The 24018-nt window shown below is 46.0% G+C and carries 23 protein-coding genes and 2 riboswitches; of the genes, 16 read left to right on the top strand and 7 right to left on the bottom strand.

What is annotated here, in order from left to right:
• Window positions 1-12 precede the first annotated feature (12 nt).
• A riboswitch (cobalamin riboswitch) is annotated at window positions 13-227 on the top strand.
• Window positions 228-309: 82 nt separating this feature from the next.
• The 15 genes from ACUNWA_RS12475 (at window position 310) to ACUNWA_RS12405 (ending at window position 16211) form a co-directional block, all read left to right on the top strand.
• Complete coding sequence (locus ACUNWA_RS12475; RefSeq protein WP_445592248.1) at window positions 310-1137, top strand: ABC transporter substrate-binding protein; 828 nt, start codon at window positions 310-312, stop codon at window positions 1135-1137.
• Complete coding sequence (locus ACUNWA_RS12470; RefSeq protein WP_445592247.1) at window positions 1134-1661, top strand: cob(I)yrinic acid a,c-diamide adenosyltransferase; 528 nt, start codon at window positions 1134-1136, stop codon at window positions 1659-1661. The genes ACUNWA_RS12475 and ACUNWA_RS12470 overlap by 4 nt, the downstream gene beginning before the upstream one ends.
• A gap of 168 nt (window positions 1662-1829) precedes the next feature.
• Window positions 1830-2849, top strand: a complete 1020-nt coding sequence (locus ACUNWA_RS12465; RefSeq protein ID WP_445592246.1) for a FecCD family ABC transporter permease — start codon at window positions 1830-1832, stop codon at window positions 2847-2849.
• Between the two features lies 1 nt (window position 2850).
• Complete coding sequence (locus ACUNWA_RS12460) at window positions 2851-3657, top strand: ABC transporter ATP-binding protein (RefSeq protein WP_445592245.1); 807 nt, start codon at window positions 2851-2853, stop codon at window positions 3655-3657.
• Window positions 3658-3686: 29 nt separating this feature from the next.
• The gene (locus ACUNWA_RS12455) at window positions 3687-4880 is read left to right on the top strand and encodes a hypothetical protein (protein ID WP_445592244.1); all 1194 of its coding nucleotides are present in this window, start codon (window positions 3687-3689) and stop codon (window positions 4878-4880) included.
• Between the two features lie 105 nt (window positions 4881-4985).
• Window positions 4986-5183: riboswitch (cobalamin riboswitch) on the top strand.
• An 87-nt stretch (window positions 5184-5270) separates the two neighbouring features.
• Window positions 5271-7214 carry a TonB-dependent receptor gene (locus tag ACUNWA_RS12450; RefSeq protein WP_445592243.1) on the top strand — a complete coding sequence of 648 codons (1944 nt, stop codon included), beginning with the start codon at window positions 5271-5273 and terminating at the stop codon, window positions 7212-7214.
• 11 nt (window positions 7215-7225) lie between these two features.
• A complete protein-coding gene (locus ACUNWA_RS12445) occupies window positions 7226-8305 on the top strand; it encodes a hypothetical protein (protein ID WP_445592242.1) in 1080 nt (359 codons plus the stop codon).
• A 142-nt stretch (window positions 8306-8447) separates the two neighbouring features.
• Window positions 8448-8966, top strand: a complete 519-nt coding sequence (gene cobU, locus ACUNWA_RS12440) for a bifunctional adenosylcobinamide kinase/adenosylcobinamide-phosphate guanylyltransferase (RefSeq protein WP_445592241.1) — start codon at window positions 8448-8450, stop codon at window positions 8964-8966.
• A 77-nt stretch (window positions 8967-9043) separates the two neighbouring features.
• Window positions 9044-10054, top strand: coding sequence for a nicotinate-nucleotide--dimethylbenzimidazole phosphoribosyltransferase (cobT, locus tag ACUNWA_RS12435; RefSeq protein ID WP_445592240.1), 1011 nt, complete (start codon window positions 9044-9046; stop codon window positions 10052-10054).
• A gap of 120 nt (window positions 10055-10174) precedes the next feature.
• Complete coding sequence (locus ACUNWA_RS12430) at window positions 10175-10927, top strand: adenosylcobinamide-GDP ribazoletransferase (protein WP_445592239.1); 753 nt, start codon at window positions 10175-10177, stop codon at window positions 10925-10927.
• 11 nt (window positions 10928-10938) lie between these two features.
• Complete coding sequence (cobC, locus tag ACUNWA_RS12425; RefSeq protein WP_445592238.1) at window positions 10939-11493, top strand: alpha-ribazole phosphatase; 555 nt, start codon at window positions 10939-10941, stop codon at window positions 11491-11493.
• A gap of 5 nt (window positions 11494-11498) precedes the next feature.
• Complete coding sequence (gene cobT / locus ACUNWA_RS12420; protein ID WP_445592237.1) at window positions 11499-12566, top strand: nicotinate-nucleotide--dimethylbenzimidazole phosphoribosyltransferase; 1068 nt, start codon at window positions 11499-11501, stop codon at window positions 12564-12566.
• Between the two features lie 68 nt (window positions 12567-12634).
• On the top strand, window positions 12635-14122 hold the full coding sequence (locus ACUNWA_RS12415; RefSeq protein ID WP_445592236.1) for a cobyric acid synthase: 1488 nt from the start codon (window positions 12635-12637) through the stop codon (window positions 14120-14122).
• Between the two features lie 99 nt (window positions 14123-14221).
• Window positions 14222-15154 carry an adenosylcobinamide-phosphate synthase CbiB gene (cbiB, locus tag ACUNWA_RS12410; RefSeq protein ID WP_445592235.1) on the top strand — a complete coding sequence of 311 codons (933 nt, stop codon included), beginning with the start codon at window positions 14222-14224 and terminating at the stop codon, window positions 15152-15154.
• 94 nt (window positions 15155-15248) lie between these two features.
• Window positions 15249-16211 (top strand): diacylglycerol/lipid kinase family protein, encoded by a 963-nt coding sequence (locus tag ACUNWA_RS12405; protein WP_445592234.1) that lies wholly within the window; start codon window positions 15249-15251, stop codon window positions 16209-16211.
• A 318-nt stretch (window positions 16212-16529) separates the two neighbouring features.
• Here the strand turns inward: ACUNWA_RS12405 and ACUNWA_RS12400 are convergent, their stop codons facing one another.
• Genes ACUNWA_RS12400 through ACUNWA_RS12390 form a run of 3 tightly spaced genes read right to left on the bottom strand, consistent with a single transcriptional unit; the run spans window position 16530 to window position 18970 of the window.
• Complete coding sequence (locus ACUNWA_RS12400) at window positions 16530-17420, bottom strand: inositol monophosphatase family protein (protein WP_445592233.1); 891 nt, start codon at window positions 17418-17420, stop codon at window positions 16530-16532.
• Window positions 17421-17430: 10 nt separating this feature from the next.
• Window positions 17431-18543, bottom strand: coding sequence for an oxidoreductase family protein (locus ACUNWA_RS12395; RefSeq protein ID WP_445592232.1), 1113 nt, complete (start codon window positions 18541-18543; stop codon window positions 17431-17433).
• Window positions 18506-18970: a hypothetical protein gene (locus ACUNWA_RS12390; protein WP_445592231.1), complete on the bottom strand. Its 465-nt coding sequence runs from the start codon at window positions 18968-18970 to the stop codon at window positions 18506-18508. Before ACUNWA_RS12390 ends, ACUNWA_RS12395 begins: the two co-directional genes overlap by 38 nt.
• Before the next feature lie 140 nt (window positions 18971-19110).
• Here ACUNWA_RS12390 and ACUNWA_RS12385 point away from each other — a divergent pair, with 140 nt between their 5' ends.
• Window positions 19111-19758, top strand: coding sequence for an HAD-IA family hydrolase (locus ACUNWA_RS12385; RefSeq protein ID WP_445592230.1), 648 nt, complete (start codon window positions 19111-19113; stop codon window positions 19756-19758).
• A 154-nt stretch (window positions 19759-19912) separates the two neighbouring features.
• Here ACUNWA_RS12385 and pheS read toward each other — a convergent pair whose 3' ends face one another.
• The 4 genes from pheS to ACUNWA_RS12365 form a co-directional block, all read right to left on the bottom strand.
• Window positions 19913-20932 (bottom strand): phenylalanine--tRNA ligase subunit alpha, encoded by a 1020-nt coding sequence (gene pheS / locus ACUNWA_RS12380; protein ID WP_445592229.1) that lies wholly within the window; start codon window positions 20930-20932, stop codon window positions 19913-19915.
• An 82-nt stretch (window positions 20933-21014) separates the two neighbouring features.
• A complete protein-coding gene (locus ACUNWA_RS12375) occupies window positions 21015-22358 on the bottom strand; it encodes a peptidylprolyl isomerase (RefSeq protein ID WP_445592228.1) in 1344 nt (447 codons plus the stop codon).
• Window positions 22355-23164 (bottom strand): peptidylprolyl isomerase, encoded by an 810-nt coding sequence (locus ACUNWA_RS12370; RefSeq protein ID WP_445592227.1) that lies wholly within the window; start codon window positions 23162-23164, stop codon window positions 22355-22357. Before ACUNWA_RS12370 ends, ACUNWA_RS12375 begins: the two co-directional genes overlap by 4 nt.
• The gene (locus ACUNWA_RS12365; RefSeq protein ID WP_445592226.1) at window positions 23164-23988 is read right to left on the bottom strand and encodes a peptidylprolyl isomerase; all 825 of its coding nucleotides are present in this window, start codon (window positions 23986-23988) and stop codon (window positions 23164-23166) included. The genes ACUNWA_RS12370 and ACUNWA_RS12365 overlap by 1 nt, the downstream gene beginning before the upstream one ends.
• Between the last annotated feature and the right edge of the window lie 30 nt (window positions 23989-24018).

Here is a 24018-nt window from a genome sequence, read left to right as displayed (position 1 = left end):
CCTTTCCCAAAATTATTTTCTACTTTTGCGGGTGTTGTGGTGGCTAGCTTTCTGTTTATCAGAAAGTGCCTTAATAAGGGAATCCGGTGCGAATCCGGAGCAGTCCCCGCTGCTGTAAGCCTTGCGAAATCTTTTTTGAACCCCAGCCACTGTCCCGGTTTTCCGGGGTGGGAAGGCCTCAAAAAAGAAAGGTGAGCCAGAAGACCTGCCAGCAACAGAATGTTTAACCGGATCTTCGGGAAAAAAGATCGTCGGGAACATGGTTCCTGCCAATTCGATTTCTCTAAGGCGCAAAGCCCAAAATGTAGAATGAAGAAATTTTCGAGTTATTTGTTAACGCTTGGTTTTTTGGTCGTTGCGGTGTTTTCGACCCAAGCACAAGCACCCCGGCGAATTATTTCGCTGGCTCCCTCGCTGACCAAAAACCTGTACCTGCTCGGTGCTGAGGACTTGTTGGTAGGATGCACCAGTTACTGCACCCTGCAAAGTGGAACCAAGGCAGAAGTGGTGGCCTCGGCTATCCAGGTGAATTACGAGAAAGCGGTGATGCTTCAACCCGATTTGGTCATTACCACTTCGCTCACCAAACCCAAAACCATCGACACCTTTAAAAAACTGGGGGTCGACGTGCTGGTGTATGATTCACCGCGCTCGTTTGAAGAGATTTGCAGCCAGTTTATCGAACTGGGGAACAAGATTGGGAAAAAGCAGCAAGCTGAAAAAATGATTGCCGATGCCAAAGTACATATGCAGCAAATCCTTCAGAAGATACCTGCTGATGCTCCTTCGCAGAAGATGATGATGCAGATTGGCGCTAACCCTTTGTTTTCGGTCGTCCCCAATACGTTTATGAACGACTTTGTGAGGCTGTCGAACACCAAGAACATTGCGGCTGACCTGTCCATTGGTAGTATTACCCGCGAGTCGGTGCTTATTCGAAATCCGGATATCGTTGTGGTGGTGTTGATGGGCATGATTGGAGAAGAGGAAAAGGAACAGTGGATGAGTTATCCGAGCTTGAGTGCTGTGAAGAAAAAACAGATTTTCATAATGGATGCCGACAGGGCGTGCAGTCCAACGCCTTTGTCGTTTGTAGAGGCATTGGACGAGCTAATCACCAAAATATATCAGCAATGAAACAAGGATTGGTTCATATTTATACCGGAACGGGCAAGGGAAAAACGACTGCTTCTGTAGGTCTGGCAACTCGGGCTTTAGGACAAGATTTGAAGGTGGTGTATGCACACTTTATGAAGCGCCCCGAGCTGTATGGCTATCACGAAATTGACAGCCTGAAAAAACTGGGAGCAACCATTATGGGATTCACCGATGGGCATCCGGGTTTCAATAAGTCGGTGACCTCGGAAATGCTTCGTCAGCAGGTGGCAGAGGCGCTGGTTTATCTGTCGGCTTATTGCCAAACCGCATCGCCTGGCTTGATGATTCTGGACGAAATTTTGATTTGCGTACGCGATGGCTTTTTGGACGAAGCTGATCTGATTCACTTTATCGAGTCGAAACCCGAAACGATGGAGCTGGTCTTAACGGGGCGCGGCGCTACGGACGGATTGATTGAAAAGGCCAATTACGTGTCGGAAATCAACAAGGTGAAACATCCGTTCGACGAGGGAATTCCCAGTCGGAAAGGCATTGAGTTTTAAAAAGCCCCCGCCCGGCTAAGCAATAAGAAGGATTGGTTTTCGCAGTGCTTTTAAAGTCAGGAAATTAGTCACTTCTTAGAATGGAATAATAAGAAGAAAAGCAGGCGTGCTGAATTGCGCAGGTACACCTAATTTTATTGGCGTGCGAATGAACTAAAAAAAGAAACATTGATCGGACAAGGAAAATATATCAAATGGATTGTGGCTGTGCTGGCCTTAATCGCCATCCTATTGTTTTCGGTGGGCATTGCCCTGTCAGTTGGTGAGCTGAAGCTGAGTGTGGCTGAAATTTGGCAGATGCTGCTGCATGGTGGCGATGAAGGCAATTTGCAATACCTGTTGATTTCGCGCGTGCGCCTGCCTCGGGTTATTCTGGGCATTGCCGTGGGTGGTGCTTTGAGCCTGGCCGGTGTTATTTTGCAAGGCATTTACCGTAACCCACTGGTTGAACCGTTTACACTCGGAATTTCAGGCGGTGCTTCGCTGGGGGTAGCCTTTACCATTGTGTTCGGTTTGCACGTCTCTCTGGGCTCTTTTATGCTACCTCTTGCTGGTTTTATTGGTGCTTTTGTCATTATTTTTCTGGTCTATACGCTGAGTTCCCGGAAGGGAAGCATTAACATTCAAAACATGCTGCTTACCGGGGTAATGGTCAGCTTTATTGCTTCGTCAGCCATGATGTTCCTGATGGCAACCACCAGTTCGGATAATTTGCATGGCATTGTGTTTTGGATCATGGGTTCGCTGGATGAACCGGATACCGGACTGATCAAATTAACTTTGATTTCGAGTTTGGTGGTGCTGGTGATTTCTTACCTGTTTGTACAACCGCTGAATGCCTTGCGATTGGGCGAAGAAAAAGCCATGCATCTGGGTGTCAATACCAATGTGGTGATCCGGGTGATGTTTGTTCTGGCTTCCTTATTGGCCGGAATTTGCGTGTCGGTGGCCGGTGTTATTGGTTTTGTGGGCTTGATTATTCCGCATGTGTTGCGGCTGCTTTTTGGTTCTGATTATCGGTTTTTATTGATCGGATCTTTTTTGTTGGGAGGTATCTTTTTGGTGTTGTCCGATGTGGTGGCCCGAACGATTATTTCGCCCAACGAATTGCCCATTGGCGTGATTACCGGTATCATTGGCGGAGTGGTATTTCTGTTGTTGATGAGTCAAAAACGAAAGGGAAATTAGCATGAGTGACGCTTTTTTTTACATCGATAATTTTTCCTGCGGCTACCCCGGGTTTAAACTGAATGGCATTAACCTGAGCTTGCAGAAGGGATCGTTTAATGGAATTATTGGTCCCAATGGCTCTGGAAAAACAACCTTGTTTCGTGGAATTACAAGTTCCATTGCCACCTTGGACGGATCGGTCCTTCTGAAGGGAAAAAACCTGCAAAAGCTTTCTCTGAAAGAGCGGGCGCAGAACATTGCCATTGTGAGTCAGTTTGTGGATACCGACCAGATTTTGGTGGAAGATTATGTGCTGATGGGACGTATGCCTTACCACAACCGATTTCAGTTTTTCGAGTCGAAAGGAGACTTTGAAAAAGCATATCATTACATGGAGTTGACCGATGTTTTGAAGCACAAAGACAAGCTAATGACAGAGTTGAGTGGGGGCGAACAACAGCGCGCCGCCATTGCCAGGGCCTTGACTCAAGAACCGGAATTGCTGCTTCTCGACGAGCCGACTTCACATTTGGATATTACGCACCAGGTTAAGATACTGGACTTGCTATACCGCCTCAATAAAGAGATGAAACTGACCGTCTTGATGGTGATTCATGATCTGAACCTGGCTTCGGAATATTGCGATCAACTGATCCTTTTCAACGGAGGGAAGCTGTTCACCCAGGGGACACCCGAGGAGGTCCTTTCATTCGATACCATCGAAAAAGTTTATAAAACGCCGGTTATTACCCGCACCAATCCGTATTCGAACAAACCGGTTATCTTTCTGGTGAGTGAGAAGATGATGAAAGATTCGCATAATTGAGTTAACTTGCTTTAACAAAAGCAAGTTCTATGCGAACAATACGACCGTTTTTTTGGGTAGCGCTGTTTTTGATACTCACCCAGGAAGCCCTGGCCTTGCCCGTTCATGAGCCGAGAGCTGAAGAGCGCGACACAACACTAGTCAACCAATTTCTGGGACTGTTTGAAACCCAGGAAGGAGCGGATATTCCTGAGGCTCAACGCTCCAAACGAAAGCAAGTGGATGGGCTTCTTAAAGCTCTTAGCCAACGCGATGGAAAACTGCAGTTCAATGGAGTGGCTACGGCCAGCGTTCAGGTAGAACCAATGACCGATGCCAATTATCAGGGAGTGGGCTCCTTTGATATTTTTGCCTTTACCAGCTTTGGGCCACATACCATTTTGTTTTTCGACCTGGAGGCCGTTGGTGGTGATGGCCCGGATCAGCTTATTCCGAACAGGAGTGTTTTGAATGCCGATGCCGGTTCCAGTCAAAGCTCAGAAGGAATTGATCACTTGGTGGTATTGGAGGCCTGGGCTGAGTTCCGGGCTCTAAAAGACTTACTGACTGTTAATGTTGGGAAGATTGATGTAACGAACTATTTTGATAATAACCTGCATGCCAACGACGAAACCAGCCAGTTTTTAAGCGGAGCCTTTGTGAATAGCATTGCACTGCCGGCACCGATGAACTCTCCGGGGCTCCGGCTGCGAACCTCCTTATTTAATCGGTTCTATATTCAGGTTGGATTAAATCGTTTCGACAATTCGGGCAATGACTTGATGCGCCATCATTTTAAAATTGCAGAAACTGGCTTTATGCTTTTCCCGGGCTCCAAATGGGAAGCCAACTTTCGGATCTATGGCTATGAACATCCGGCAGGCGGAAATAGCCAGGGCATAGGTTTTTCGGCTGATGAGCTGATTGCCGGAACCTTCACCGTATTTGGGCGCTATGCGAAGAATGAACGTAAGCTGGCTGAATGGTTTGGTGTGGAGCGGGCCTGGAGTGCCGGCATTGGTTTCAAACAATTGGTTCTGAATCGGGAGTTTAATGTTGGCTTGGCGTATGGCGATACCAAACTTTTTGGCGATGGCCAACGTGAAAGGCTGGCTGAGCTTTATCTTAGCAATCAATTTAACCAATGGGTTTATCTTTCCCCTCATCTCCAGTGGCTTGATGCGGCAAGTCCAACTCAGGACGAACATGTTTTACTGGGCTTGAGAATAAATTTTAGCTATTAATAGTTGGCCTTTTATTATTGGTTGTTCCTGCTTTTTTTGTTTCGGCTTTTAGCGAAATTGAATTGGTTGAGTTGAAAAAAAACTTCTCTGAAAAGAAATTATTCCTACATTTGCCACGGATTTGGTTCCAACGACTGTTTCGCAGTCGGGATGAATAGGGAATCCGGTTAGAATCCGGAGCTGTACCCGCAGCTGTAAGCCTTAATACAGTTTTCTGAACCCCATGCCACTGTTCTTCATCAGAACGGGAAGGCGTCAGAAAGCAAGGTGAGCCAGAAGACCTGCCAAAATCCATTTTGAATATTAACAAAAGCTTCGGGAATAAAGCTAGTGAACAATAATCGCGTATTTTTCACAATCTTATCCTAAGCTCATTCTACTAAATTAGAAATGAGAAGGTTTATTTTATTATCAGGACTTCTGGTCCTAGCTGTTTGTGAGCTTTATGCTCAGGAACACAGTCTTTCAGACACTATTTTGTTGGGCGAGGTAAACACCTATGCCACCGTGAAAAAGTACCAGGCCGGTGCTAAGTTGGAATCCATTTCAAACGATCAGCTGGACATTGCTCGTACAGGTACATTGAATGATCTATTGGGGCGGTTTACCCCGCTTTACCTAAAAGCAGATGCAGGTGGTTTGGCAAACATTCGTTTTCGTGGTACTTCGGCCGACCACACCTCCATTAATTTTGGCGGAATCAATATTAACTCCCTCACACTAGGATCGGCTAATTTCGCAAGTGTTCCCATGTATTTGTTTGATGGTGCGGATTTGCAATACGGCTCTTCATCAGCGGTCAACGGCTCTGGTTCTATTGGCGGGGCTGTATATCTGGGATTGAAAAATAATTGGACCAATGGTATTCGTGTTCAGGCAACTGAATCACTGGCTTCGTTTGGAGAACAACTATACGGTACCAAAGTATACGTCGGGAATGGTAAGCTTGAATCGGTAACCCGCCTGTATTATTTTTCCAGGGAGAATAATTTCAAATTTCGCTATCCTCAGGATGGAAAAGAGTATACTCAGCGGGGAGCCCGAATTGAAAATATGGGGCTGCTCCAGGAGCTAAACTACCGTTTTGATTGTCAACAATGGCTTAAAACATCCGTTTGGTTAGCAGATGACTGGCATGAAAAACAGCCTGAAATGGCGTCATCCATTGGAGATAACCTCGTTATTTCCGGCTTGGAAAATAAACACATCCGCTTTTGGTCGGAATATGAGAATCGCAATCATGCCGTTAATTATAAAGCCGGTATAGGCTATGTGCACGATGTACAGGTAGACGGCGGAAATACGACGCAGGAAATAAGTACGGAGCGTTTGGTAGCTGAGCTGGAAGCCAAGCAGGATATCACTACAAATTTTGGTTATAAAGCCGGGTTAAAGTATATGTATGTGGAGCCTGACGTATATTCCTACTCCGTAGATATGATTGATTATGAGCAACGCGCAGATGTTTATGCTTCGGCGTTTTATAAGGCCTGGCGAAAATTGAAATTGACATTGAACTTGCGACAACAGTTTGTGACTGATTTTGACGTCCCATTTACTCCTTCGGTTGGTGTCGAATACCGACTTTATACCAATGAATTCTCGATTGTTAAACTGAATGGTAATATTTCCCGTAGCTACCGTGTTCCAACCTTTAACGATCGTTTCTGGGGTACGCAAGGCAACCCCGATCTAAATCCGGAAAAAGGAATGAACTATGAGATGGGAATCCAATACCAGTATTGTTCCGACATTTTCCAGACTGACGTAAAGCTCAATGGTTTTTATATGGATGTTGATGATTGGATTGAATGGCGTCCAACCGGAACAAATGGCGATTGGGTGCCGGAAAACCGTTCTCGGGTCATTAGCAAAGGTGTCGAATTCGCATCAAATAGTGATTTGTTTTTAGGCCGCTATGAAGTCAATTATAGCTTAAATTACAGTTATAATCCAACGGAAATTAAAGAAGATGGACTTCGTAATTTAGTGGGTAAGCGACTAATCTATACTCCCGAACATATTGCAAACACCTTTTTGCAGATCAAATATAACGATTGGGGTTTGTTTGCCGATGCATCATTTACCGGAAACCGGCAAGTTGACTATAGTGGAAGCATCACTAGTCCAGAAGGTAATCTATTGGATGCATATGCCTTGTTGAATTGCGGAATCTCAAAGAAACTTACCATCCGGGAGCAGCCAATAGCTCTGCGCTTAAATGTGCGTAATGTTTTGGATACCGACTATCAAAATCAGCTGAACTATGCGATGCCTGGCCGCAATTTTCAATTGAGTTTGTCCACAGATTTGAAATTCTATAAAAACAATTAAATATATCTATTATGAAAAAATTTGTAAAATTATTGCCCTTTTTCTTGGCCTTGTTAGCCTTGGTTTCTTCTTGTTCGGATGATGACGATATTATTGATCTGTATCCGGATGAGTTGGTGAAAGGTGCTTATATCTTGAACTATGGCGGCTTTTCGAATGATGCTGCATCAATTACCAAATATGATTACGAGGCCGATAAACTGACACCCTTTTACGATCAACAACAAAATAATGGTGCGATCATGGTTTCTGCTCCTCAGTGGGTTTACCAACATGACGATCGTGTTTATGTAATGGCTAACGAACCGGATCGCGTACTTGTTTATGATCCTCTTTTTGTTGGGCAGGATACAATTACCACCGATATTGTAAAACCTCGTAACTGCGTTGCTTCCGGCAATTACCTATACATTGCATGCTGGGGAGGTGAAGTGTGGAATGATAATTCAGTATCCTATATCGCCAAGTATAATTTAGTTACCGGTGAAGTAGAAAAAAAGATTGCTTTGCCAGGCGGTCCCGAAGGTCTTGAAGTTGCGAATGGTAAATTGTACGCAGCCTTAAACTACAAGAATGCTGTAGCAGTAGTTGATTTGAAATCAGAAGCAATTTCGTATATCGAAACCACGGCTGTTTGTTCTTATTTAGTAAAGGATGATTCGGATAACCTGTACGTTTCTCTTGTTGGAACCTGGAGTAATCCGAGTGAAGGAGCTGGCCTTGGCTACATTAATACTAAAACAGATGAAGTCTCTATTCACCCGTTGACCATGACGTCATCTTATGCTAGCGTAATGGCATTTAACAAAGATAAAACCAAATTGTATGCGATTGGTGCATCTGGTTATCCAGTGGTTGGAGGTGTTCATGTGTTTAATACATCGACAAAAGCATTTGAAGAGGAAACTTTGGTTAATGGAGTTACCGGGATTAAAGGTATTTCTGTTAATCCAGAAAACGGTGATATTTATGTTTTAATTGATAATGGTAGTTCGGTAAACGGAACCATGATGATTTACTCGGAAGATGGAGAATTAACGGATACCAAAGATGTGGGTGCATCTCCGGCTATGGCGCTTTTTTTAGATTAGAATAGATGCAACTTGTTAAGAAAATCAGGTAGTTGTATTTGAGCAGGAGGGGACTGGAATAGCAGTCTGCCTCTTGTTTTGTTTTTATTCATCTTGCCAAACAGGCAGATGGAACGTTTAAATTCCGCAAATTGAATAAGCTATGGCAACAATCACATTTATTACAGGAGGTGCCCGGTCGGGAAAAAGCAGTTTTGCTCAGCAGTTGGCCGAGTCGCAATCCGGCTCACCGATTTATCTGGCAACAGCCCGCATTTGGGACGAAGATTTTGCCCAGCGGGTGAAGCGGCACCAAAACGACCGTGATGACCGCTGGCAGACACTGGAGGAAGAAAAGCTCTTGTCAAGGTATGACTTGACGGGGAAAACAGTTTTATTGGATTGTATCACCTTGTGGCTGACCAATTTCTTCCACGACAATGATTATCAGCTTGAAGTGGCCATGGAAGCGGCTAAAGCGGAATGGACCAAGTTTGTCAAGCAAGATATGAACCTGCTGGTAGTGAGCAACGAGCTGGGCATGGGGGTTCATCCTGAAAATGAAATGGCGCGTAAGTTTGCCGACCTGCAAGGCTGGATAAACCAGTTTATTGCCCAACAAGCCGGCACGGTTTATCTGATGGTTTCCGGCATTCCAGTCAAAATAAAGGAAGGCGCATAAGGCGCTTTGTGTGAACGATTGACTGGAGACGAATAGATGAATGTTTACTGAATGAAAACCAATAATTTTAGCAACAAATGACCTTAAATTTAAAAGACCAATTACAACATAAAATTGACCTGAAAACCAAACCATATGGTGCTTTAGGACAGTTGGAAAGCATTGCTTTACAGCTGGGGTTGATTCTGAACACCCTTTCACCCAAACTGGAAAAACCGAGCTTGCTTGTGTTTGCTGCCGACCACGGACTGGCCGATGAAGGCGTGAGCCCTTATCCGAAGGAAGTGACCTGGCAAATGGTGATGAACTTTTGCGGAGGCGGAGCAGCCATCAATGTTTTTTGCAAGCAAAATGGCATTGATTTGAAGGTGATTGATGCTGGGGTGGATTATGATTTTCCTGCAGAACTTCCGATTACGAATGCTAAAATAGCTCGCGGATCCAGGAACATGATGAACGAACCTGCCATGAGCCTGGAAGAATGTAAGCTGGCTATGCAGCGCGGCGCTCAATTTGTAAAGGAGGAGGCTGAAGCGGGATGCAATACCATCGGATTTGGCGAAATGGGCATTGGCAATACTTCGCCCTCGTCGCTGTTGATGCATCGTTTTATGAAACTTCCCATTGAGCAGTGCATCGGCAAAGGGGCAGGAATGACGGGCGATAAACTGGACCATAAAGTAGCCATTTTGAAGGCAGTTTCTGAAAAGTATAATCCTCAATCGGCCCTGGAAACTCTGGCCACTTTTGGCGGACTGGAAATTGCCATGATGGTGGGAGCCATTCAGGAAGCCCGCAAGCTTGGTATGGTCATCCTGATTGATGGATTTATTGCAACTTCCGCTACCTTAGCGGCCATTCAGTTTGATGAGTCGGTTCGCGAAAACTGTATTTTTTGTCATGCCTCCGAAGAACAAGGACACCTGTTGGTGCTCGATTTCCTGCAAGCTAAACCGGTGTTGAGCCTGGGCATGCGCTTGGGAGAAGGTTCCGGAGCAGCAGTTGCCTATCCGGTCATTCAGGCGGCAGCTACTTTTTTAAATGAAATGGCTAGCTTTGAAGATGCCGGGGTTTCGAATAAAGCCTAGTAGGAGAACAGATAGAGTTGGGAGGCGCAGAGCTGAGGTTGAAATTTGAACTTTGGGGCTTTTCTTGCGAAACTCGAACGTGTCTGAAAATCTAAAGTCTAATATCCAGTGTTTTAAAGAATGAAAGAGCAAATCAATCTGTTTTTAACAGCAGTCATGTTTTATACCCGCATTCCTGTATCTCGGTCGCTGGGGTTTTCCAATGAACGCTTAAACCGTTCTACCCGCTATCTGCCCTTGATAGGATGGATTGTAGGTGGAATTGGGGCAGCCGTGTTTTATGGATTGAGTTTCTTGCTACCCTTGGAAGTGGCCGTTTTTCTGAGTATGCTGGCGACTATTTTTGCAACTGGCGCTTTTCATGAAGATGGCTTTGCCGATTTTTGCGATGGTTTTGGAGGCGGTTACACGCGTGAAAAGATTTTCACCATCATGAAAGACAGCCGTATCGGAACCTATGGAACCGTTGGTTTGATCGGTATGTTGGGAACCAGGTTTCTGGCTTTGCAAAGTCTGCCAGCCCAAATGATTCTGCTGGCTTTGCTTGCTGGTCATGCTTTTAGCCGGCTGATGCCCGTAATCATTATTTTTACCAGTTGGTACTCTCGCGAAGATGAACTCAGCAAAACCAAGCCCATCGGCAAGCGTGGTCAGAACTCTGATTTTGTGATTGCGGTGGCGTTTGCCCTGTTGCCGATGGGCTTGCTGCCATGGCAGTTGATGGCAGCTGCTATACCGATTTCACTGTTAGTTACTTTCGTATTCAAAAAATACATCGAACGGAAGGTTGGTGGGTACACGGGCGATTGTTTGGGGGCCTTACAGCAGTTGATTGAAGTGGTGTTTTATTTGTGTTTGCTGGCTGTATTATGATTTTTGTTTAGATGAAACTCATTGCAATTCGACATACCCGTGTAGCTGTTCCTCCGGGAATTTGCTATGGACAAACCGATGTGCCTCTGGCAAACTCGTATTCTGAAGAATTGGAGCATGTGAAAACAACCCTTGCAGGGCAGGCATTTGATGCTGTTTATTGCAGTCCGCTAACCCGATGCCAAACACTGGCGATGGATCTTTTTCCAACAGAAGACATTCGTTTCGATAAGCGCTTAGTGGAGTTGAATTTTGGAATGTGGGAGATGCAGGATTGGGATACGATCAGCAAAATGGCGGAAGCCCAAAAATGGTTCGATGATTTTGTTGAAGTAAGGTGCGCTGGGGGAGAGTCTTTTCTTGATCAGATTAATCGTACAATGTTCTTTTTGGAAGAACTGGCTCAAAAACCTTACAGGCAGGCGGCGATGGTGACTCATGGTGGGATCTTACGTGCGCTGAATTGTCTGCTGAATGCCACAGCTCCCATAGACGCCTTTCAGACTAACGTTGAGTATGGGCAGGTGCTTACTTTCGACTTGAATAGTTTTACAGCAAATAGATAAATGTGATGCGACAAGCCAATTTTGAAATTCCTGAGTTCAATCAAGGTTTACGGGAAGCCATTCAAGATAAACTGGATAATAAAGCGAAGCCTGTTGGTTCACTTGGGCGGTTGGAATCGTTGGCTATACAGGTGGCCTTGATTCAAAACAGTCTGACACCAAAGCTAAGTAATCCGGTGATGTTGACCGTGGCTGCTGACCATGGGATTACAGCGGAGGGCGTGAGTCCTTGTCCGGTTGAAATAACCTGGCAGCAGGTGCATAATTTTTTAGCTGGCGGCGGCGGAATTGGCTTGCTGTCGCGTATATATGGCATGGACTTGCATGTGGTCGATGCCGGTGTAAATTACGATTTTCGTTCTCACCATAAATTGATTGATGCTAAAGTGGCTAAAGGATCCCGTAATTTCTTGCATGAGCCGGCAATGACCAAAGAAGAGTGTATGCAGGCTTTTAATAACGGACGAAAGATTGTCGCTTCATTCCACAATCAAGGAACCAATATCATTGGCTTTGGTGAGATGGGTATCGGCAATACAACGCCTGCTTCGGCGTTGATGTCAATAATCTGCAAACTTCCTGTTGAAGACTGTGTGGGGCCGGGAGCCGGACTTAACCGAGAGGGAGTTTTGAATAAGTACCGGGTGATTGAGCAGGCTATTCAAAAGCACGGCATTTCTGATTCCGCCCTTGATAATCTGGCTCGTTTTGGAGGATTTGAAATTGCTACCATTGCTGGGGGAATGGTCGAGGCAGCTGTACGCCGGATGGTGATTCTGGTTGATGGTTTTATTACGACTGCGGGCTTGTTAGTGGCACAGGAATTAAATCGAAGGGTACTTGATTACTGCATTTTCTCGCATGTATCGAACGAGCAGGGTCATCAGAAAATGTTGGCGTATATGAATGCTGATCCATTGTTGAGTTTTGGCTTACGCTTGGGAGAGGGGACAGGTGCTGCATTGGTCTATCCGATGGTACAGGGGGCTGTCGCTGTTCTTTCAGAAATGACTTCGTTTGATGAGGCGCAGGTGATAAATACTAGCCATATCAAATTTGAAACACAACAATAAGAAATAGACTTTGGGTTTTTGCACTTTTGCATGAATCTTTGGATTTATAAATTTTGGAATTGCAAGAAATGGAGAATAAAAATAGCGTGAAGCTTAAACCTTTGATGGTTGTAGGGACTGGCTCTGATGTTGGTAAGTCGGTGATTAACGCGGCCTTTTGTCGTATTTTTAAGCAGGATGGTTATGCGCCGGCACCGTTTAAAGCGCAAAACATGTCGCTAAACTCGTATGCCAGCGAAGAAGGACTGGAGCTGGGACGCGCACAGGCGGTGCAAGCCGAAGCCTGCGGTATTCCGTGTCTGAGTGCGATGAATCCCATCTTGTTGAAACCCACCAGTGCTAAAAGTGCACAGATTGTTTTAAATGGGAAGCCGATGGGCGACCAGTCGGCCCGGGAATATTTTCTGAAAACCGATCGCGATTTTCTGTTTTCGGAAGCGATGAAAGCCTGGCAATCCTTAAACGAGAAATACAACCCTATTGTGATGGAGGGCGCGGGAAGCATCTCTGAAGTTAACTTGTGGGACAAAGACATTACCAACATGCGGGTAGCGCTGGAAACCGGGTCGCCAACGATTTTGGTGGCCGATATTGACCGGGGTGGGGTGTTTGGCAGTGTCTACGGTACCATCAAGCTATTGCCTGAAGCAGAGCGGAAGTTGATTAAAGGAATTCTGATTAACAAGTTTCGGGGGGATATCAGCTTGTTTGATGAAGGACGAACCATGCTGGAGGAATTGACCGGAGTTCCGGTGATAGGTGTGGTTCCTTACTTTAGCGATATTCATGTGGAGCAGGAAGACAGCGTAGTGATTGACTATAAACGGGGAAGCACCGAGGTTGGTAAAATCAATGTGGCCGTAGTGTTGTTGCGGCACATGAGCAACTTTACCGATTTTCATATGCTGGAGCGCATGCCTGATATCAACCTATACTATTCGGCTCATGCGGCAGAAATTGCCAAGGCTGATATCGTGCTGGTTCCTGGCTCGAAAAATACCATTTCCGATTTAATGCACCTGCGTGAGCGGGGCTTAGCGAAAGCGATCATTCAGGCCTCGGAAGCCGGCAAAGGTGTGTATGGCATTTGTGGCGGCTACCAAATTTTGGGAGAAGAAATTCGCGATCCGGATCATGTTGAAGGCGATGTGGAAAACATGCCGGGCTTGGGCTTGTTGCCGGTAATTACCACTTTGAGCAAAGAAAAGCGGACAGAGCAAACCCACTTTCATTTTCAGAATCGGGCCGATGTTTGCTCCGGTTATGAAATTCATATGGGACAAACCAAACGCATGGGTGCCGCATCGCTTTGCTGCCTGGAAGACGGAACAGCCGATGGTTGTATGGTTTCGCCTAAACTATGGGGATCCTATTTGCATGGTATTCTGGATAATAAAACGGTGATCGAAGCCATACTAGAGGCGAACGGGCTGCAAGCTGATGTGACTGAGTTTGATTATGCAGCTTTCAAAGAGGAACAGTACGATAAGCTGGCCGATCATGTACGTGTTTGTGTTGATATGGATTACCTGTATTCGGTGTTGAAAGAAGAATAAATAAGAAAGATGAATGTCATTCCGAACTCGTTTCAGAATCTGTCAGCGATTTGAAACAGATACTGAAACAAGTTCAGGATGATAAGATAGATCAACATCATGGATAATTTCAATCTCATTGTATTTCCCCTTCTTATTGGCTTTCTGCTCGACAGTTTGCTGGGCGATCCTCGTTGGTTGCCGCATCCTATTCGTCTGTTTGGCTGGCTGATCAGCTGGTTCGAAAAGCGGTTCAATAGCGGAGGCCATCGTAAGCTGAAAGGGGCTTTTACTTCCGGTTTTTTGGTGGGAGGTACCTGGCTAATCCTGTTTGTCCTGTTTCGCTGGCTGGAGGATTTTCCAATCGCTTATCTTGTGGTGGCATCGGTAGCTGTTTTTTTCGGATTGGCTAATCGCAGCCTGATTGATGAATCGTGGCTGGTGATCCGGGCCTTGAAAGCGGAAGGGCTGGAAGCCGGTCGGAAACAACTCAGTTTTATTGTGGGGCGCGATACCTCTCAACTGAATGAGCAGCAAATTCGCACGGCTGTGTTGGAAACCATGGCCGAAAACCTGAGCGATGGCGTGATTGCACCTCTGTTTTTTTATGCTTTAGGCGGTGTTCCTGCGCTTTTTGCTTTTAAAATGGCCAGTACCCTCGACTCGATGATTGCGTACAAAAATGAGCACTATAAAGCCTATGGCTGGTTTGCCGCCCGGTTAGATGATCTGCTGAATCTTGTTCCCGCCCGCTTAACAGCCCTGTTGATGGTACTCGTGAGTTTTAGCAGGAGCGGGATGGTTCATGTTTTTCGGTATGGCCATCAACATGCCAGTCCCAATGCGGGTTATCCGGAAGCGGCTTTAGCCGGAATTTTGAAATGCCGTTTGGGTGGCCCTAATGTTTATCATGGGCGGTTGGTGGACAAACCTTACATCGGACATCATGAAAAAACAATCGCATACCGTGACTTTTGGGGCACAGCCTATGTGAATACAGCCACTACAGTTGTGATGATCGGGGGAATTGTGCTTTTTTTGTTGGTCTACTAAATACTTGGTGTTTTTCGTGGTCTAAAAGAATTAGCTCTCTTTCCGTCCAAACCTTGGATATTGTGTATCTTGCAGGCGGTTGATCAAAAACTGGATGATGGGAAAAGCCAAACTTGCCAATTGGATGGTTATACTGAATCCGCAAGCCGGAAGCGGACAGGGACGTAAAGACGTGGAGAAAATCCGAAAACGTCTTCGTAAGGCAGGATTTTCGTTTGAATTATTTATCTCGAATTATCCGCAACATGCCATGCAGCTAAGTATGGAAGGGATTGAGCAAGGCTACCGAAAATTGATTGTGGCTGGTGGCGATGGCACGATGAATGAAGTGGCGAATGGTGTGCTTCGTCAGCAGGCGTGTTTGCCCGCTGAAGTGATGTTGGGGATGATTCCGGTAGGAACGGGCAACGACTGGATCAAGACTTTTGGTATTCCCAATAACTACAAAAAAGCGATCAAGCGCATCCGAAAAGGCAAAACCATTTTGCAGGATGTCGGCTTGATCAACTACCGGGAAGGAGAGCAGCAAAAACAGCGTTTTTTTACGAATATGGCCGGTTTTGGCTTTGATGCTTTGGTAGCCCAGAAAGCCAATAGGCTGAAGGAAAAAGGGCTTACTGGCTGGCGGATTTACTTGCATAGCTTGGTTGGTGGTTACCTGAATTACCAAACCCGGCAAGTGCGCCTTACTTTGGATGATCAAAAGGTGGAAGACCTTATTTTCTCGGCTAGTATTGGCATTGGAAAATACAATGGCGGAGGAATGATGCAGGCGCCGGGAGCCATTCCCAATAACGGGGTTTTTCAGGTGACCGTCATTCGTGAAATTGGCTTGGGCGGTATTTTGAAAAACTTGCCGGGCTTGTTTAATGGCCGGTTTGTGAATGATGAGCGGGTGTCTGTCTTTCAGGCCAGCAAGGTGGTGGTGGCTTCTGAAAATCAGATTGAAGGGGAAGCAGACGGCGAATCCTTGGGGAACCATCAGTTTGAGTTGGAAATTTTGCCCCAAAAACTGCAGGTTATCGTTGGGAAGAAGGCACAGGCTAAACTGCTTTAAAACAGGTATTCTTATCGTGATGATTTTGAAATTTTAAACAGACATAAGTTATCTTCATACAAATTTTAAATAACCTGTTATGATGCCAATCGCGGGGATGATTTCCCCATTTTTCGTTTTTCTGCCGATACTTTTCTATATCGGAATTCTTGCCTTGATAATTTTCCTTATTTACAAGTGGGTAAGCCAGTCTCTCGATATTCGAAGAGAACAAAATGAATTGTTGCGGGAAATCATTCAGAAATTAGATCGCAATCAGAGCAAAAGCTTGTAAGGCCATTTTGTTTAATACAGGAATAGTCTTTCTATTTGATCGGCTTAAATTTCCACGCTCATTTTTTTCCCCAGTTCAATAATCTCTCGGGCAAGCTTTTCGTTGGTGGCGTAAAGAATTCCCCGGTGGTTGAGATACGTGGAATCCGGGCGGTTCAAGTCCAGCGGATTGCCGTGCATGTCGCTAACCCAGGCGCCGGCTTCCTGGTAAATGCAAGCGCTGGCAGCGTAGTCCCACAAACTGCCACCTCCCAATTCTTTTTTGGCGTATTTGAAATAGCAGGCTGGTGCTTGTTCCAGCACCCAGCAGGCATTCAGTGCGGCACCTCCCTGGAAGCGGGTTTCAAAGCCCTGATAGCCCATCTCGTCACTAATGCTTTCCAATTCTTGTAAGGTCTTTTCGAATTGCGGAAGGTCCTGAAAGCTGGTATCACTAATTAAGTGCAGCGGTGTCTTTTCGGGAATCGTTACCGTCCATTTCTTCCCGTTACGGAAAGCTCCTTGTCCTTTTACAGCCTGATACAGGGTTTGGGTCATCGGATCGTAAATAAGCCCGATAATCGGCTCACCGGCTCGTGAAACCAAGCCGATAGATACCGCGTAACCATGCTGCTGCTTAATGAAGGCCAGCGTGCCGTCCATGGGGTCGATGCACCAAAAATAATCCTTTTCGAAGCGTTCGTGGTTGTCCGGACTTTCTTCGCCCAAGGTGCCTAAATCATACTGCTGGGTGACTTCTGCCAATGATTCCAAAATCATCTCCTGAGCCATCAGATCAACTTCGGTTACCACCTGCGATGCCAGGCTATCGCCCACACCCTTATTTTTCACATCCAGTTTTTGCTGGCTGTAGCTTGAAATTAACTCCCCGGCTTTTTGGGCCGCCTTTGTTGCAGTCTGACTGAGTATTTGAAGATCCTGTTGATTTAGGTTCATGGAATTGGGCTTACGGATTAATTTGTTTAACAACCTGGCGGGCCAGGCGTTCGCTGTAACTATTTATTTTCCAGTGGCCGGGGCTCCAGCCTTTCAGAAAGCGGTGAAAATCCGTCCACGCTACCGGGAAAAGTTGACGCCAGTTGGTTTCCAGGGCATCCTGGTCAATGGCCGGCTGTTTCTTGGTCAGCGCTTGCCGCAATGCCTGAAAGTAGGTGTTCAGCAGCTGACTTTCCATTCGTTCACAATCCTCTTCGTATAAGCAGCTGCCAATAAAATAGGCCACATCTTTCATGCCGCATCCGCCTCCCACATATTGAAAATCGACGGCCGCCACTTCTTTCCCGTCAGGTGAAAAACAGAAGTTGGCCAGTTTGGCATCGCCATGTACAAAGGTTTGAAACGGGCTTTCGCGCAGTTGTTGGTCAATGGCACGGGCAGCCTTTTTCAGCGGAAGGTCATCCAGCACTTTTAGCTCATCGGGGCGGGTATCCAGATGCCAGTAAGTGCCTACTTCCCAAAGTCCGTTTGGTTTCTCATTCATGAAGGTGGCGTGGAAGTTAGCCAACCAACGCAGGCAGGCTGCCAATTCGTTCCAGCTAACGGACGATTTTCGTTCCGGGAAACCCGCATCGTCCAAATCTTCCATTACCATCAACACTTCGTCACCCTGGCTTTCCAGTGCCAGGCAATGCGGAATGCGGCAGGTTTCATCACATTGCTTGCTCCAGTCTTTGTACCAGTTGGTTTCCACTTGGTACGAATGTAGCTTTCGCTGATGCGAGAGGTCGGTATTCCAACCGCGTGGGTGATGGTCCTGATTGGGTAAGCGAACATGTTTCACCACCACGCTGCTGTGGGGCGCCCCCTGTAGCAGATAACGGTCAATGCTACCATAGCCACTCCACAGGCTTTGGATGGGTTCTTTGTCGGTAAGTTTACTGGCTCCGGTGGCTTCCCGGATGATTTTCAAAAAGTACTCATTCATGGTGTCAACGCTTGCTTTTCCCTGAAACAAGGCGCAAAGATAATGATTCAGGAGCGTTAAGCGAATTCTGCGGAGAGGCTTGTTGGGTGAAAAATGATCAGGAACGAGGCCTGTAACCCGGGCTTTGATAGCCATGATCCTGATTGTAAAACGGATCACGCAGGCAGACAATGGCTAAGCCCAATTCGATGGCTGTAAAGGTGAGCCAAAAAAGATTGAATGATCCCAGGTGCATCATCAGGCCGAGGGCTGCAAACACAATGGTGACGATAACGGTCCAGCGTTTGCCTTTGAATATACCGATTGTAACCAGCACCTTCAGAATGAAGAAAGGGAGGCCAATTATAACGATTAGAACGCCAATGGAACCGATAGCCAGCGAGGGGAGCAGAGACTCTAGATCGGGAAGCATAAAGGCGGAGAACAAACCTCCCACGGTTAGGCCTAACATGACGATAAAGAAAAACAGGATGGAAAACAAAATTTGAGCGATGCCGATGAGCCCCAATACGGTTCCCTGCCAAGGAATTACAGGTTTGGGTGAGGGGGAGAGAAGTTCCATAAGGTTTTGTTTTTGGTTAAATTACCAGTGAAATTAAGACATAATCTTATCAGTCGCAAGTACTTTGATTCTGTAAAACCCCAATTAAGCTTTTTAAGCTTTCAATATTTTCCATTTACTTTGTTGTTAAAATAAACGATATGACCAATTTCTCGCACCTCATTTTTGATTTGGATGGAACGCTGGTGAACTCCAAGCTTGGTTTGCATAATGCGTTAAACTATGTGCTGGATGCGATGTCGCTCGACTTGGATAGCGAGGCTGTGATTGATCAATTAATTGGACCTCCGATTCAGGATGGCTTAAAACATATTCTGAAATTTGATGAGAAGCAAAGCCAGTTGGCTATGAGGCTTTTTCGGGAATACTACAGTGAGCGTGGCATGTACGAGGCAGAGCTTTACCCCGGTATTTTAGAGTTGTTGCAAGAGTTGGATGGTCAGGGACGAAAGTTGTATGTGGCAACTTCCAAGAAAGATGAATTTATGAAACGAGTTTTGCACCATTTCGAACTGGATCGTTACCTGATAGATGCCGAAGGAGCGGGAAGTGGTGAAAAACATACCAAAGCCGAGCTGATTACCCGGGTGATGGATCGGAATCAAATTTTTTCTTCGCCGGAAGTGGTGATGGTTGGCGACACCAAATTCGATATTGTAGGCGGAAAGGCCAATGAAATTAGCACGATTGCTGTGGGCTATGGTTTTGGCAACAATGAGGAGCTTAAAGGTTTAAATCCGGACTATTTTGTGGAAGAGGCGGAAGACTTGTACGAGTTATTGATTTGATAGGGTAACACGAGCTTTGACAAGTTTGTCATTAACAGCCTGCTGTTTACACTTGATATTAAAACAGTGATTTTCTCCAGCCGGTTTCCAATTGGTAGAAATAAAAAATCCCGAACCGTAGTTCAGGATTCCTTTGTATGAATTTATTTTTATTCTAATATGCTGATTCAAATTGACGTAGGAAGCGAACATCATTTTCGAAGAAATGCCGGATGTCTTTGATTCCGTATTTCAACATGGTGATTCGTTCAATTCCCATTCCGAAAGCAAATCCGGTGTATTTTTTCGAGTCGATTCCGCACAAATCGAGTACATTGGGATCAACCATTCCACAGCCTAAGATTTCTAACCAACCGGTGTATTTACACACGTTGCAACCTTTTCCGCCACAAATGGAGCAGCTCACATCCATTTCGGCCGAAGGCTCGGTAAATGGGAAGTAAGACGGGCGCAGACGAATCTCTGTTTTTTCACCAAACAACTCGCGAGAGAAATACAGCAGCGTCTGTTTCAGGTCGGCAAACGATACGTTTTCATCCACATACAAACCTTCAATCTGGTGGAAAATACAGTGCGCACGAGCCGAAATGGCTTCGTTACGGAAAACGCGTCCTGGGAAAATAGCGCGGATGGGTGGTTGTGTTTTCTGCATCACGCGGGCTTGCACACTGGAAGTGTGGGTACGCAGCAGCACATCCGGATCTTTCTCAATGAAAAAGGTATCCTGCATGTCGCGGGCGGGGTGTTCCGGTGGGAAATTCAAGGCCGAGAACACATGCCAGTCATCTTCAATCTCCGGGCCTTCAGCCACGGTAAATCCAAGTCGGGCAAATATTTCAACAATTTCATTACGAACAATGGCTAGTGGGTGACGCGTTCCTAGTCGCATAGGCTCGCCCGGACGACTTAAGTCAGTACCTTCGGCTCCCTGGTCAGCATTTTCGAAGCTTTCTTTTAGCTCGTTAATTTTATCGAGCGCTTTGTTTTTCAAAACATTGATGGCTTGTCCAACAGCTTTTTTCTGTTCGGTAGGTACCGTCTTAAAATCAGCAAACAATTGGCTAACCAATCCTTTTTTACTGATGTACTTGATGCGGAGTTCTTCCACTTCGTCTTGGCTTGAAGCAACCAACGCTTCAATTTCATCTTGTAACTGCTTAATTTTGTCTAACATCGTCTGTCCTGTTGAAATAGATCGGCAAAGATAATCATTCGATGGGGAAATCGTAAATTGGATGGAAGGAAATACAAGAAGCCTAGTCGATAATGGTGACTTTTTTTATGCGAATGTTTTCTATGGGCCTAAAATCTTCGTCCGTTTGAAGTTTTACAATCTCATCAGCCACATGCAAGCCATTCACCACTTCACCAAAAATGGTGTAGGTTCCATCCAGGTGAGGGGCACCACCCTCAATTTTATAAATTCGCCGTTGATCGGCCGTAAACCGATGCTCATTCTCTTCTTCGATGGCATCCAGTTCACTGTCGGAGTAGACCCGGCCGGTAACAATGTAAAACTGCGATCCATCGGAGCGACGCTTGCTGTTGCCACGATCGGGTTTTCGGGGGGAGCCAATCATGCCTCGCCGGTGAAAGAATGTTGGAATAATATGAGCAGGCAAGCTGTAGCCGGGACCTTTCCAACCCACGAGGTCATTGGGGCCGGCATAGCGGGTGTCGGCCGCGCCACTTTGAATGCCAAAGCCTTTGATTACGCGGTGAATCAGCAAACTGTCGTAGTAATTCTCGCGTACCAGGCGGACGAAATTATCCCGATATTCGGGCGTTTCATTGAACAGCCGAATCTGAATGTTGCCGTAGTCGGTTTCAATGCGTAAGCCTTTAATTCTGCTGTTGGCCTCACTCATGGCCTGGCTGGCCTGGGTACGTAGATTCTCCAGCTTTTGCGCATTCTCCGATTTTTTAGCAAGCAAGGCAGCAATGTAGGTTGAAGGAATAACCAGATTTTGATTTTCGTAAGTGACCACTTCAGAATACCCTAGGCCGATACACTGGAGATTGGACACAAACACCGGGGTGCCGTACGATTTTGATCGAAATAGGTTGTCGACCCGATACTGTTTGACGCCTGAAACGGTAGAGTAATCGAGCACCTGACCACGATGCAGAGGCAAGGTGTTGCTTTGAGGCTTGGTGAGGTAAATGCTTTTGGCTGTTTTGGGAACAATACCCGGATAAAGCGGAATAGGATCGCGTTGTACGCCTTCTACTTTTAGCAAGGCAAGGTTGTTGATACGGTCAACTGCGAGGTAGCCTGAAATGGCGTAGGCTTTTTCTTCATCAAAGGGAGTGATGCGGGCATCGGTAGCATTTTCGAGCATGGATAGCCGACACACAATCTCCTGCTTGCCGACAAAAAATGCCGTTTCGCTCTCTAAAAAGCGCCCTTTGTTAAAACTTTCAATCTTAACCAGTGAAGGAATAAATTGGGTATAGCTTTGCTCTGAATCAGCCGGTTCCGCTTTTGTTTGTTGGGCTTTAGTCGAATTGTTTTCTTCTTTTTGGGGAGAAGACGACGTGCAGCTAACCAAGAGCCAACAAGCGAGCAGAAAAAACAAGAGGTACTTTAGGTTTTTCATTCGATCACATTCACTTCAATGATTACATCTTTTAAGGGCCGGTTATTTTCATCGGTTTTCAGCGCGGCAATTTTGTTTATCACCTCAAAACCACTGATACACTGACCAAAAATGGTGTATTTACCATCCAGGTCGGGGTAGCCGCCAACGGTGCTGTAGGCTTTGCGCTGGGCCTCTGATAATTTCAACACATTTGGATTGAGCTGGTAGGCAGATTCGATATCTTTCTTAACCCGATCGGCAATTTCACGAAATGCGTCTACTTTTTGTTCGGCTTTGAGTTGTTTCAGTTTTTCCCGAATTTCAGCGGTGTAAATTTGTTTGGTAATTTTCTTGCGGATGGGACGGTTGACCGCCATTTCCATCGTGTCGAGTTGTCCTTCGGTAAATATTTGTCCTTTTACGATGTAGAATTGTGAAATGTCGGACTGTTTGAACGGATTGACCTCGTCGGGTTGGCGTGGAGCGCACAACGCGCCTTTTTGATGATAATAGTGATCCAGAATCTCGTCATCGACCGTATGTTCCGGATCGCCATAGCCGATGCGCCTCCCGGGAGGCGCGTTGCGCGATGACTTGGAGCCTCCCTGGATCAGAAAGTTTTCGATGACCCGGTAAAACAAAGTACCATCGTAATAACCTTGGTTGGCCAGTCTGATAAAGGCATTTCGGTGTTTGGGCGTGTCATTGTACAATTCAAATTTCATGGTGCCCAGGTTGGTTTTTACTTCCACCACCCGGCTTTGAGCCCGAATCACGCCATTCAAGCTCAAAAAAACGAATATAGTTAGTATTAGTTGCTTCATCAATCCAGTACTTTCACTTTCATTTGAATGTCTTCTACCGGGCGGTCAGATTGGTCCGTTTCTACCGCGGCAATTTTATCAAGTACGTCCAGTCCTTCAACCACTTCACCAAAAATAGTGTATTCCTGATCCAGCGAAGGATAACCGCCAACGGTGGTGTACGCTTCGCGGCGCTCGGGCGCTATTTTGAGCTCGGGAAGCTGGCTGACTTCTTCGTTGGCTTTTTCTCTAATTTCGGCTACGCGAATGTTGAATTGGTCATGATCACCGGCTTTGCGCAGCTCGTTCAACTCTTGCTGAGCCTGAGCAAGATGTTTCTGCGTGATGGCTCGCTGTTGTTGCTGATTCATCTTCTGTTCTATGGTGTCCAATGCGCCAGGAGTGAAAACAGTTCCCTGCAAAATATAGAATTGCGAACCGGATGAGCGTTTCTCTGGATTGTCCGGACCTCCGCGACGGGCAGCAGCGAGCACGCCTTTTTTGTGGAAGAAGATCTCGTTAATCTCGGCCGGAAGGGTGTAACCCGGACCGCCTCTTCCCAGGCGCTGCCCCGGAGCCGCATTCTTCGAATCAGGATCGCCCCCCTGGATCATAAAATTCTCGATGATTCGGTGAAAAAGAAGCCCGTCATAGAAGCCCTCGTTGGCTAATTTGATAAAATTATCACGGTGAATGGGTGTTTCATCAAATAAGCGTATGGTGATGTTGCCATAAGATGTTTCAACTTTTACCAGCGTGCCGTTTTCTTTGCTGTCTTTCGAGTTTTCACACGAAACCTGTAAAAATAAAAGTCCGGCAACCATCGCTATCAGGAGCTGTTTCATAGAATTAATTTTTTATCGTTAGGGTCATTT

The sequence above is a fragment of the Sunxiuqinia sp. sy24 genome, assembly GCF_052677165.1.
This window is presented reverse-complemented; position numbering and strand designations above follow the sequence as displayed.